We start from the raw sequence: 11,989 nt of genomic DNA, 5'->3' as shown, positions 1-11,989 counted from the left end.
GGCCTTTATGGCACCCGGGTAACGCTCGGCGCCGGCCGTATATAGAGACGGCGCTGCGGATAGGAGATCCAGACCTCGTTGTAGTGCAGGAAATCGTCGCCGAGCACGATATCGTTCAACGCAGTGTCTGCCACCAGGAGCCTGACATTGCGCATCGTCTCGTCACCGATCGTCAGGCTGGCGAATCGGTGCAGATGGGCCGCGATCCGGTTGCCGTCTAAACCCGCAGCCCGGCCGGCGCGATCCGCGGCGAGATCCGCGGAGGTAACCCCCGCCGCTTCAGCCTGCGATGGCGAGACAAGAGTATGCGACGCGCCGGAGTCGAGGAAGCCGGAGAACGGCTTGCCGTTCAGACTCAGGTCGAGCATCACCTTGGTCTCGTGCAGGCGGAACGGCATCTCGAACGCGGCATCCCCAAGAGGCCGCGGATCGTTGCCACACCCTTGCATCACATACATCGCGAAACGATGCCGTGGCAGATCGATGTCGACATCGTAGTTCGAGAGGAAATCGCCGCCGAACAGACCAAGCAACGGAACGCCATCGACCGGCGGTCCCAGGGCGCCCGCGACCGGAAGCTCGAGATTGCGCGCCGCGCCGCCGCCCAGGACCAGACGATGTATCGTGACCAGCGGCGCGTTCACTGTGCCGCCGGCACCGCCGAGGCGGACCATTCCTTGCTCGGGGCCGCTGCGGAGGTTGAAATGTTGCGCCGCCTTTCTGTCGATTATTGAAACGAAAGCGCCGGTATCGATATAGACCGCGACCTTTTGGCCATCGAGGCTGGCCTCGACCGCGGGCAGCTTGCCTCCCTGCAGCAGCGGCAGATCGACCAGGCGGCCGATTTTGCAGGATTGCGGGCTGTTGCTGGTAGTGGCGCAACCTGCAAGCAGACCCGCAAGCAGGGCCGCCGCGCCGAGCCGAGCTGTCACAGGGCGAGCCGGCCCGCGTCGATCGTGACGGTGTGATCGAGCGGCCCGTGCCCGGCGCCGTAGCCGGGGGCAGATAGCATCGCCAGCCGCAGATAGGCACGGGCGCGCAGGATCGAATCGCGCAGGCCGAGCCCCTGTGCGAGCCCGGTGGCGATGGCGCTGGCCAGGGTGCAGCCGGTGCCATGCGTATGGCGGCTGTCGATCCGCGGCGCGTGGAACGACTCGAGACCGTCCTCGGTCGCGAGCAGGTCGACCACGTCCTCGCCCGGCAGATGGCCGCCCTTGAGCAGCACCGCGGGCGCGCCCAGGGTCAATAATTGCACGGCCACCGAACGCATGTCGTCCAGGCTCGCGATGGTGCGCCCGGCGAGGATTTCCGCCTCCGGCAGGTTTGGCGTGAGGATGGTGGAGAGCGGCACCAGGCTGCGTCTGAGCGTCGCACTCGCCCGCGGCTGCAACAAGCGCGCCCCGCCTTTCGCCACCATTACCGGATCAAGCACGAATGGCACGCTCGGTCGGTTGGCGATCCGCGCTGCTACCAGATCGATGAGTTCGGCCTGGTCCAGCATGCCGGTCTTGAAGGCATCGGTGCCGATATCGTCCAGCACGCAGTCGATCTGCAGGCCCAGGAAAGCGGCCGGCACCGGCAACACACCATGCACCCCCACGGTGTTCTGCGCGGTCAGCGCGGTCATCGCGGTGGTGGCAAAACCGCCGAGTGCAGTGATGGTCTTGATATCGGCCTGGATGCCGGCGCCGCCGCCGCTATCGCTGCCGGCGATTACCAGAACCCGACCCGTGACCATCGTCAGGCAGCCAGTTCGGTGCGTCGGATCGCGTCGCACATGCCGTCGACGACCTGCTCGACCAGGGCCGCGTCTTCCGCCTCCGCCATGACCCGCACCAACGGCTCGGTGCCACTCTCGCGCAGCAGCAGCCGGCCGCTGTCGCCAAGCAGGCTTTCCGCCCAACGACGCATCGCGATCACGCCGGGATCATGCAACGGCGAGGTGCCGCTGAAACGCAGGCTGCGCAGCTTTTGCGGGAACGGCTCGAACACCTGGCAGACCTCGCTTGCCGGGCGTTGCCGCTCGACCAGCACGGAGAGCACCTGCAACGCCGCCAGCAGGCCGTCACCGGTGGTGGCGAAGTCCGAGAGCACCATATGGCCCGACTGCTCGCCGCCGAGATTCATCTCCAGCTCGCGCATCCGCTCGACCACGTAGCGGTCGCCGACGGCGGTGCGCTCGAGGCGCAGGCCGTGCCCGGCGAGCAGCCGCTCGAGACCCATGTTGGACATCACGGTCGCCACCACGCCGCTGCCCGCAAGCCGGCCGCTTTGTTTCCAGGAACGGGCGATCAGGCCGAGGATCTGGTCGCCATCGACGATCCGGCCGCGCTCATCGGCGATCGCCACGCGGTCGGCGTCGCCGTCGAGCGCGATGCCGAGATCGGCCCGGTTCTCCAGCACGCAGGCTCGCATCGCCTCGGGGCTGGTCGAGCCGCAATCGCGGTTGATGTTCAGACCGTCCGGCGCGCAACCGATTCGGATCACCTCGGCGCCGAGCTCCCACAGCGCTGTCGGCGCCACCCGGTAGGCAGCCCCATGACCGCAATCGATGACGATCCGCAAGCCGTCCAGCCTGCGGCCGCGCGGGAACGAGGCCTTGGCACTCTCCACATAGCGCCCGGCGGCATCGGTCAGGCGCGAGGCCCGCCCGATGGCGTCCGGGGCGGCGAGCCGGTCCACAAAACCAGCCTCCATCAGCGCCTCGATCTCCAACTCCGCCTCGTCCGACAGCTTGAAGCCGTCCGGCCCGAACAGCTTGATGCCGTTATCCTCAAAGGAATTATGCGAGGCCGAGATCATCACGCCGAGATCGGCGCGCAGGCTGCGGGTCAGCATCGCGATTGCCGGTGTCGGCAACGGTCCGACCTGCATGACGTCGACACCGGCCGACAGGAAACCGGAGACCAGCGCGCACTCGATCATGTAGCCGGAGAGCCTGGTATCCTTGCCCAGAACGACCCGGTGCCGATGGCTGCCGCGCTTGAAGCGCAACCCCGCCGCCTGCCCCAGCCGCTGCGCGATCTCCACCGTCATCGGCGCGGTATTGGCGGTGCCACGAATCCCGTCGGTGCCGAACAATCTCCGCAAGCCACTCATCCGGCATCTCCGTCCCTGGATGTTACAGTGCCACCGCCGTGGATGGCCTGCCAGACCCTGAGCGCCTGAACCGTGCCGGGCACGTCATGCACGCGCAGGATGCAGCCCGGAAAGGCCAGACCGGCGAGGCTTGCCGTCAGACTGCCGGGATCGCGGGCGGCCGGCAGCGGCACGCCGGCGGCAAGGCCGATGAAGCCTTTGCGCGAGGCGCCAAGCAGCACCCGGCAGCCGAGATTGGCCAGGATCGGCAGCCGGCGCAGCAGTTCGAGGCTGTGCTCCGGACGCTTGGCGAAACCGATGCCTGGGTCGATGACAATACGGGCACGCGCGATCCCGGCGGCAACCGCACGATCAACGCTGGCGGCGAGCTCCGCCACGACCTCGCGCGCGACATCCCGGTAATCGGCCAGACCGGTCATCGTCTCGGGTGTGCCGCGCATGTGCATCAGCACGACCGGGCATTTCGCGGAGGCGAGCAGTCCGGCGGCAGCAGGATCATGCGACAGCGCGGAAACATCGTTGATGAGATCGGCGCCGGCAGCGAGGGCCGCGCGCATGGTGGACGCGTGGCGGGTATCGACCGAGATCAGCGCGCCACGGCCGCGCAGTCCCGCGAGCACGGGCATGATCCGGTCCTGCTCGCGGGCCGGGTCCACGCAGGATGCACCGGGACGGGTGCTCTCGCCGCCGATATCGACGATGTCGGCCCCGGCCGCGATCATGGCCAGACCCTTGGCCACCGCATCGTCGGCACCCGGATACGCCCCGCCATCGCTGAAGCTGTCCGGGGTCGCGTTCAGGATACCCATGACCAGCGGCCCCCCAGGAAGACCCCCAAGAAGCCCGGCATCGCCTGGATGCGCGCAGATGGTCGCAAGCTGATCCCGCCAAGCCTCGGGTACCGCCTCGACCAGAACGATCCCGCTGGCTGTGTCGCCGATTAAGCGACAGACCGCAAATGCAGAGCCGCCCCCCTGAAAAGGCAGAGCAACGCCCGCCGCGACTGCCTCCCCTGCCTGCGCCCCATGCAGGAGGCCGACCGGCTCAATCAGACGATGCTGTACGATGGATCGCTCTGTTATCAGCCCGGTTGCGGGGCCGGATCCAGGCCGCCGCCGGGCGCCGGGTCGGGACGGAGACTGCCCGTGCTGGGCACCGAGGCGCGGCGCGTCTCCGGCATCGGGTCGTCCACCACGGCGCGCACGATTTTCTCGCCGCGAAGGATCTGGCGCACCTCCTGCCCGGACAAGGTCTCGTATTCGAGCAGGCCGTTGGCCAGCATATGCAGCTCGTCGATATGCTCGATCAGGATCTCCTTGGCACGATTGTAGCCGGAGTCGATCATCGACTTGACCTCGGCCTCTATCTCACGCGCAGTCTGCTCCGAGACATTCTTGTTTTGCGTGACCGAGTGACCCAGGAAAACCTCCTGACTGTTGTCGCCATAGGAGATCATGCCGAGCTTGTCGCTCATGCCGAGCTCGGTGACCATCATGCGGGCAACGCGTGTCGCTTGCTTGATGTCGCTGGCCGCACCGCCGGTGACCTTGTCGGCGCCGAGGATGATTTCCTCGGCCACACGGCCGCCCATGATCTTGACCAGCAGCGACTTGAGATAGGCGCGACTCTCGGACAGACGGTCGTTCTCCGGCAGGCTGAAGGTCACGCCCAAGGCGCGTCCGCGCGGGATGATCGTCACCTTGTGCAGCGGGTCGCTTTCCGGCTCGTAGAGCGCGCAAAGCGCATGGCCGCCTTCGTGATAGGCGGTGAGGCGCTTCTCCTCCTCGCTCATCACCAGTGAGCGGCGCTCGGCGCCCATCATGACCTTGTCCTTGGCGTTCTCGAATTCGAGCATGGCGACCGTGCGCTTGCCGAGCCGCGCCGCGAGCAGCGCCGCCTCATTGACCAGGTTGGCAAGGTCGGCACCGGAGAAGCCCGGTGTGCCGCGTGCAATCACCTTCGGCTCGACGTCGCTCGCCAGCGGCACCTTGCGCATGTGCACGCGCAGGATCTTCTCGCGTCCGTTCACGTCCGGGTTGGGCACGACGACCTGCCGGTCGAAGCGGCCGGGACGCAACAAGGCCGGGTCAAGCACGTCGGGCCGGTTGGTGGCGGCGATCAGGATGACGCCCTCGTTGCTCTCGAAGCCGTCCATCTCAACGAGCATCTGGTTGAGAGTCTGCTCCCGCTCGTCATTGCCGCCGCCGAGGCCGGCGCCACGATGCCGGCCGACCGCATCGATCTCGTCAATGAAGATGATGCAGGGGGCCGACTTTTTGCCCTGCTCGAACATGTCGCGCACACGCGAGGCGCCGACACCGACGAACATCTCGACAAAGTCGGAGCCGGAGATGGTGAAGAACGGCACGTTGGCTTCGCCGGCGATGGCGCGGGCGAGCAGCGTCTTGCCGGTGCCGGGTGGCCCGATCAGCAGAACGCCCTTGGGGATCTTGCCACCGAGACGCTGGAACTTCTGCGGGTCCTTGAGGAATTCGACGACTTCCTGCAGTTCGCCCTTCGCCTCGTCGATGCCGGCCACATCGTCAAAGGTGATACGGCCTTGCTTTTCGGTCAGCATGCGCGCGCGGGACTTGCCGAAGCCCATGGCGCGCCCGCCGCCGGACTGCATCTGCCGCATCACGAAGAACCAGGCGCCGATCAGCAGCAGCATCGGCAGCCACTGGAGCAAATAGCGCAGCAGCGGATTGACGTCGCTCTCCTCCGGCTTGGCCACCACCTCGACGCCCTTACCGGTCAGGCGCGACACCAGGGTCGGGTCGTCCGGCAAATAGGTCTCGAAGCTGGTGCCGTCGGTGAGCGTGCCGGTGACATTGTGCTGCTGGATAACGACGGACCGCACCCGACCGCCATTCACGTCACCGATGAAATCGGAATAAGCGAGTTGCTGGGAGGCGTGCTGCGCGCTGCCCGGCTGGAAGACGTTGAACAGCAGCACGAGCATCACCGCGATGATGACCCACAGCGCCAGGTTCCGGCCGAAATTGCTCATCACGCTCTTGTTTCCACGCTACCCGGAGCCCGCTTGAGGATCCGGTGTCATACCGCCGATTTCTTTCGTCAAGCCAATCCCGATAAACAACGCACGCGAACCGAGCCTAGCGGTCCTGCGCAGCGGAATACCAGCCTGAATGTCATGCTCACATAGGAAGCCATGCCGCGCCGCGCATCCCTGATTATTGCGTCATTTGATCTCTAAATAGTTATCGTTTACCCGCGCTGCCCCAGAAAGCCGGGCCTGTTCGGGAAAGCTCGGAGCCGCCGTCGCCGGGGAAGGCGGCACCAGTTCGAACCGCGCGCCCGCGCAAACATCTCCGGCGGCATCGAGCAGAGCCGGCATCACCGCGCCGACCCTCGCTGGCAGGCCCGGATGCCGCCTGGCCGCGATCGTGGCGCCCTTGGGCACTGCCTGAGCGCATAGACGAAAGCGCCGGTCCCAAAACACGCCGGGCGCAGCCATGATCGGGCCCTGCACCTGCGACGCCTCGCGCACCACCAGCCAACCGGCCCCGAGCCGACCCGCCGGCAGCAGCCGCGCGCCACCGAGGGTCGCCAACCTTGGCCGACGCGTAAGGGCCTCGACCGAAGCTGCCGGCGGCGCGTGCGCAGCCCCCGCGATCGTGCGCAGCAGCGCCGCCAGCGCCCTGGGCGGCAGCAGCCCGCGCGGCAGCAGGGCAAAGCCTTCGGGCCGCAACATCGCCGAGCCGGCGAGCAGCGCCGCCTGCGCCGCATCGTGGTCGGCACGGCGGTTGCCCGCCGCCCGCGCCTCGGCGCGCAGGTCGGCGGCCAAGGCTGGGTTGTCCGCGAGTTCCGATCGCAGGCGCGTGCGCAAAGCCCGCACGTCGCGGTTTGAAGGATCCTCCACCCAGTCGAGCCCCATCGCCTGGAGTGTATGCCGCAACCGCGCCGGGTCGATCCCGAGCAAGGGCCTGAGCAGCCGCAGATCGTTGGTCTCCGCGATCGCTGCCATGCCGGCGAGCCCGTCCGGGCCGCTGCCGGCGCGGCTGCGCATCAGCACGGTCTCCGCCTGGTCGCCGGCGTGGTGGCCGAGCAGCAGGTCGACGAGGCCGCGCTGGCGGCAGGCCTCGGTCAAAGCGGCGTAGCGCGCCGCGCGTGCGCGCGCCGCCAGGGCCGGCCCATGATCCAGGCCGCGCAGCCGCAGGATCACCGCATCGATCGCATGCGCAGAGAGCCTCGCCCGGGTGGTCTCAGCCTCGGCGGCGGCGGCGGGACGCAAGGCGTGATCGACGATCAGGCCACAGGTCGCGATGCCGCGCGCGGCCGCCCAGCGTGCCGCCAGCAACGCCAGGCACAGCGAGTCCGCCCCGCCGGACACCGCGACTGCAATACGCGACGCACCCGCCCAGGGACCGAGCGGCGCGATCAGGCCGGCAAACTCGTCACCGCTGACCGGCTGCAGGCTCAGCGGCAACCCGCACGCGCATGCACGGAGGCCGCTTCCTTGCGCACGTGCGGCGATGGATGGATGTCGCTGGCGTGCAGTTGCTGGAGCGCCTGGCAGGCGTCCTTTTTGTCGCCGAGTGCGAGCAGAGACGTGCTCACACCCAGCAGCGCGTCGCCGGCCCGGTTCGAATGCGGGGCGTGCGTGTAGACGTCATAATAGGCGGTGGTGGCCTTCTGATACTGATGCTGTCCGGCGTAGGCCTGAGCCAGCAGAAAGCGCGCGTCGGTCTGGAACTGGGCATGCGCGTTTGCCAGTGCCTCGCGCGCGTCGGCCTCCGCTGCCGAGGCGTGGCCATGCGCCAGCGCCGCATTGCCGTCGCGCAACGCCTCTTCCGCCGACCGTCGATGCAGAGGCTTGGTCGGCGCCGCCTCGTGTGCCGTGGCAGGTGGTGCCGCCGGATGGGACTGCTGCATGGCGAAGCCGAGGTCGCCGATCTGCTTGCTCAGGGCGGCACTCTGCTGCTGCACCTGGTTGGTGAGCTGGTCAAGTTGGCCGCGCAGGGTGCGCACCTCCTCCTCCAGGGTGGCAACCCGGTTCAGCAATTGCGGGGTCAGGGCGGTGGCCGCCCCCGCGTCGGGCGCCCCCTGATCTGGCGCCCCCTGATCGCGCGAGGACGGCGCCCCGCCGATTGGAGGTGCCACCGGTGCCGCCATATCGCCGCCACCAGCCTGTCCGCGCTGCTGCATCTCATGGCGCAGTTCGAGGATTTGGTTCTGCAGGGAGATCGCCTCCCGGCTCTCGAGCTGGGCGGACGCGGGGATCGCCCGCATCAGCGCGGCGCAGGCAAGCGCCGCAATCAGCCCGGTGGTCGCAAGCCGCATCATAATTCCCCGATCCGCAATCCCGCACGTACTGTAGCAGGCTGGGTAAAACGGGGTGAAGGGGAGCAGCGCTGCCCCCCTTGCTGCCGCCTACTTGACTGAGGTGCCCCCTACTTGACTGAGGTGCCCCCTACTTGACTGAGGTGATGGCGTTGCGGTTCTGCGCCCAGGCCTGGTCGTTGTCGCCGAGCGCGGTCGGGCGGTCCTTGCCGTAGGAGATCGTGGTGATCCGCGACGGCGAGACACCCTTGGCCACGAGATAGTCGCGGGCGGCGTTGGCGCGGCGCTCGCCGAGGGCGATGTTGTACTCCTCGGTACCGCGATCGTCGCAATTACCGGCGATCTGCACCATCGCCTGCGGATAACGCTGCAACCACGCCGCCTGTCGGTCCAGCGTGGCGTCGGCATCCGACGACAAGGTGCTGCGATTCAGCGCATAATAGACCCGGTCGCCGACATTGGCGACGAGGTCGGCCTCGCTGCCAGGTGCCGCGGCCCCGGTCGGCGCTGCGGTCGCCCCCATTCCCGAGGCGGCTCCGGTGTTGGCGTTCTGGCCAGAGCAGGCAGCGAGCAAGCCGACAAGCCCGAGTGCCGCGATAAGCTTTATATTCATAGTGGTCATTCCTGCGAACGAGGAGGTGGGCTGACAATTGCCGATACCGTCTCGTTTCGCATGCGGTCAAGTCGGCAACGCCCGGTTTGGTAAAGGTCCGTCAATTTTCCTCGCCACCGTTGCAAAATCCCTCTGTTATCCGTTGAACGGCGACCAGGCTGGCCCTGATCCGCCCTCCGGGGTGCGCAACGGGTGGTCGTTGAAGCCGGCGATGTCGATCGTGGCCAGGCTCGACGAAAACCCGGCCCCCCCGGCCCCGGCGCGTGTCTGCCGGTCATAGACCAGGACCCTGCCATTCGGGCAGAAACTGGGGCTCTCGACGGTGAAGCCCTGGGTCAGGATCCGCTCGCCGCTGCCATCCGGCTGCATCACGCCGATCGAGAAGCCAGCACCCCCGATGCGGGTGAAGGCGATGAGGTCGCCGCGCGGCGACCAGACCGGCGAGCCGTACTGGCCGCTACCGAAGCTGATGCGTCGCGCCCCGCCGCCACCCGCCGCCATCACATAGAGCTGCGGCGAGCCGTCACGGTCGGAGTTGAAGACGATTTGCGAGCCGTCAGGGCTGTAGCAGGGACTGGTATCGATCGCCCCGGAGTCGGTCAGTTGCGTCGACACCCGGCTTGCGAGGTCGACCCGGTAGATGTCCGAGCCGCCGCCGCGTGTGGCCGAGAGTACCACCGCGCTGCCGTCCGGGGAAAAGCGCGGCGCAAAGCTGATGCCGTGGAACTCGCCCAGCACCTGCTCGCGGCCGCTCGCCAGATCGAACAGATACACCCGCGGCCGGTTGTTGGCGTAGCTCATGAAGGCGATCTCGTCGCGCGTTGGATGGAATCGCGGGGTCAGCACCAGCCAGCGGCCGCTGGTCAAATAGCGGTTGTTGGCGCCGTCCTGATCCATGATCGCCAACCGCGTGACCTGCCGCCCGCGCGGCCCGGAGCGGGCGACATAGCAGATACGGGTGTCAAAGTAGCCGCGCTCGCCGAGCATGCGCTGGTAGATCACATCGGCAATCTTATGCGCGATCCGCCGCCAGTTGGCCTCTGTGGTGGTGTAGGCGGTGCCCTGGATCTGCTGGCCGGCCAGCACGTCCCACAGCCGGAACTCGACCCGCAGGCTGCCGCTGCCGGCGCCCGACACGTCGCCCACGGCAAGCGCCTGCGCGCCGATGGCCTTGTAGGTGGCGAAGTCGGGCACGCCGCCGGCGGCCTGCGGCGGCACCGCGCCAAGCGGCCGGAACAGGCCGCAGCCGCCGAGGTCGGCGGTGATCACAGCGGTGATCTGATCGCCGAGTCCGGGTCCGAAGGATGGCAGCGCGATCGGGATCGGCGCGCTATGCGCCTGATCGACGGTGATCTCGGCCGCACCTGGCGCCGGGTTTCCAGGCGTTGGCGCCTGCCTGGCAAGAGCCGAAAGCGGCGACGCGACAAGGCCCGCGCTGGCAATCAAGCCCCGCCTTCCGATAATGGGCCTTCCGAGAATGGGTCGGCCAAGAGTGGAGATGACGCTCATCGGCACTGTTCTCCCTGCTCCGGCGTCATGGCCGGAAGACGAATTTGAGGTCATGCACCTGCCCGAGTTGCGACGCAGGCAACGGCAGCTTGGCACAGAGCGGGCTGAGCACCGCGGCGCGCGCCCGGTCGGCGAGCGCCCGGTAGCTCGGATCGGACGCCATGCGCGCCTGGTCGGCCGGCGAGAACACCACCTGTCGGGCCACCCCGCTCGCATCCACGGTCACCGTCAGATGCGCCTGGAACTGGGCGTAGTTACGCGCCTCGGTATCTTCCGCGTAGCAGCGGCGCACCGAACTGCCGATGGCATGCTGCTGGCCGGCGCTCAGCGACGCGGTGATGTCGCGTCCGCGCGAGGGCGCGCCGCCCTGGGCCGGGTTGGCATGGGCGCGCGGCGGGTGCGTCTGCTTCTGGTCGGCGCGGAACTTCTCCAGGGTCGCCAGCAGCGAGTGCGTGTCCGGCGTTGCGTTATGCGTCTTGTTCGGCTGCGTCAGATGCGACGGCAGCGTCATCTGCGGCAGTGCCGGCAGCGGTGTCGGCGTCGGCGGGCTGATGGCATGCGCCGGCGTCGGCGGGCTGGGACGCGGCGGCGCGGGCAACGGCACCGGCGATGGCGCCTCGAGCTTGGGCGGCAAGGGTGGTGGCGGCAGCAGGCTTGGGGGCGCCTCGGGCGCCGGCGGTGTCGGCGGCGGGGGTGGTGGCGGCGGCGGTGGTTCCTCGATCGGCTGCCTGGTCGGCGGGGTCGGGCTCGGTGGTGCTGGGTTGGGCATCGGCGCTGGCGGCTGCGTGCTCGGGTTGGCCTGATCGGCCTTTTGCGAGGCGGCCTGCGGGCCCAGGAACTCCATTTCGACCGCCTGCGGCGGCGGCGGCTCGGGCGGCTTGCGCTGCGGCAGCACCACGATCAGCGAAAACAGCACCAGCAGATGCAGCCCGCCCGAGACCAGCACGCCACGACGCAGCAACACGCTGTCCGGTGGCGCGGCGTGGCGGCGGCGGGTGCGAGCAGCCATCCGGTCCCGCTCATTGTCCGGATGTGCTGGGCTGCTGCGCAAGCAGGGCCACATGGGTGAAGCCGCCGGAGGTGATCCGGCCCATCACCTGCATGACCCGGCCATAGTCGATATGCGCGTCGCCACGCACGAAAATCCGGTGTCCGGGATCGTTCTTCGACAGGTCCTGCAGACGGCTGACCAACTGATCGACGCTGACCGCCTCGTCGCCCAGATAGAGCGAACCATCGGCGCGGATCGACACGGTGATCGGCTTGGTGTCGGCGTTGAGTTGCTGTGCGGCGGTCTTCGGCAGGTCGACATTGACGCCGCTGGTCATCAGCGGCGCGGTCACCATGAAGATGATCAGCAGCACGAGCATCACGTCGACCATCGGCGTGACGTTGATCTCCGACATCGGCCGGTAGCGATTGCGGCCGCCCTTGCGCCCAGGGCCGCCAAGCGAGACCGCCATG

Annotated in this window: 11 protein-coding genes; all 11 read right to left on the bottom strand. The window is 68.1% G+C overall.

Translation table 11 applies throughout. The features are described 5' to 3' along the window. Positions 1 to 5 precede the first annotated feature (5 nt). The 11 genes from ACQY4K_RS17050 to tolR all read right to left on the bottom strand — a co-directional run bounded on the left by ACQY4K_RS17050 (position 6) and on the right by tolR (position 11,988). Positions 6 to 932, bottom strand: coding sequence for a retropepsin-like aspartic protease (locus tag ACQY4K_RS17050; protein WP_428391392.1), 927 nt, complete (start codon positions 930 to 932; stop codon positions 6 to 8). After that, positions 929 to 1,738 (bottom strand): bifunctional hydroxymethylpyrimidine kinase/phosphomethylpyrimidine kinase, encoded by an 810-nt coding sequence (gene thiD, locus ACQY4K_RS17045; RefSeq protein WP_428391391.1) that lies wholly within the window; start codon positions 1,736 to 1,738, stop codon positions 929 to 931. Before thiD ends, ACQY4K_RS17050 begins: the two co-directional genes overlap by 4 nt. 2 nt (positions 1,739 to 1,740) lie before the next feature. Then, positions 1,741 to 3,099, bottom strand: a complete 1,359-nt coding sequence (gene glmM / locus ACQY4K_RS17040) for a phosphoglucosamine mutase (protein WP_428391390.1) — start codon at positions 3,097 to 3,099, stop codon at positions 1,741 to 1,743. Next, positions 3,096 to 3,908, bottom strand: a complete 813-nt coding sequence (gene folP / locus ACQY4K_RS17035) for a dihydropteroate synthase (protein ID WP_428391389.1) — start codon at positions 3,906 to 3,908, stop codon at positions 3,096 to 3,098. Before folP ends, glmM begins: the two co-directional genes overlap by 4 nt. A 272-nt stretch (positions 3,909 to 4,180) precedes the next feature. Further along, positions 4,181 to 6,109, bottom strand: a complete 1,929-nt coding sequence (gene ftsH, locus ACQY4K_RS17030; RefSeq protein WP_428396188.1) for an ATP-dependent zinc metalloprotease FtsH — start codon at positions 6,107 to 6,109, stop codon at positions 4,181 to 4,183. A gap of 192 nt (positions 6,110 to 6,301) precedes the next feature. After that, entirely contained in the window at positions 6,302 to 7,549 is a 1,248-nt protein-coding gene (gene tilS, locus ACQY4K_RS17025) for a tRNA lysidine(34) synthetase TilS (protein WP_428391388.1), read from the bottom strand. Further along, the gene (locus tag ACQY4K_RS17020) at positions 7,540 to 8,406 is read right to left on the bottom strand and encodes a hypothetical protein (RefSeq protein WP_428391387.1); all 867 of its coding nucleotides are present in this window, start codon (positions 8,404 to 8,406) and stop codon (positions 7,540 to 7,542) included. The genes tilS and ACQY4K_RS17020 overlap by 10 nt, the downstream gene beginning before the upstream one ends. A 127-nt stretch (positions 8,407 to 8,533) precedes the next feature. Next, the gene (gene pal / locus ACQY4K_RS17015) at positions 8,534 to 9,016 is read right to left on the bottom strand and encodes a peptidoglycan-associated lipoprotein Pal (RefSeq protein WP_428391386.1); all 483 of its coding nucleotides are present in this window, start codon (positions 9,014 to 9,016) and stop codon (positions 8,534 to 8,536) included. A 135-nt stretch (positions 9,017 to 9,151) separates the two neighbouring features. Continuing rightward, positions 9,152 to 10,525 (bottom strand): Tol-Pal system beta propeller repeat protein TolB, encoded by a 1,374-nt coding sequence (gene tolB, locus ACQY4K_RS17010; protein ID WP_428391385.1) that lies wholly within the window; start codon positions 10,523 to 10,525, stop codon positions 9,152 to 9,154. Between the two features lie 25 nt (positions 10,526 to 10,550). Beyond that, entirely contained in the window at positions 10,551 to 11,534 is a 984-nt protein-coding gene (locus tag ACQY4K_RS17005) for an energy transducer TonB (RefSeq protein WP_428391384.1), read from the bottom strand. Between the two features lie 10 nt (positions 11,535 to 11,544). Further along, complete coding sequence (gene tolR, locus ACQY4K_RS17000; protein ID WP_428391383.1) at positions 11,545 to 11,988, bottom strand: protein TolR; 444 nt, start codon at positions 11,986 to 11,988, stop codon at positions 11,545 to 11,547. Position 11,989: the final 1 nt, after the last annotated feature.

Origin of the sequence: Lichenicoccus sp., assembly GCF_965276875.1 — a bacterium.
Classification (GTDB): domain Bacteria; phylum Pseudomonadota; class Alphaproteobacteria; order Acetobacterales; family Acetobacteraceae; genus Lichenicoccus.
Note: the sequence above shows the minus strand (reverse complement) of the source record. Positions and strands in the feature narration are given on the sequence as shown.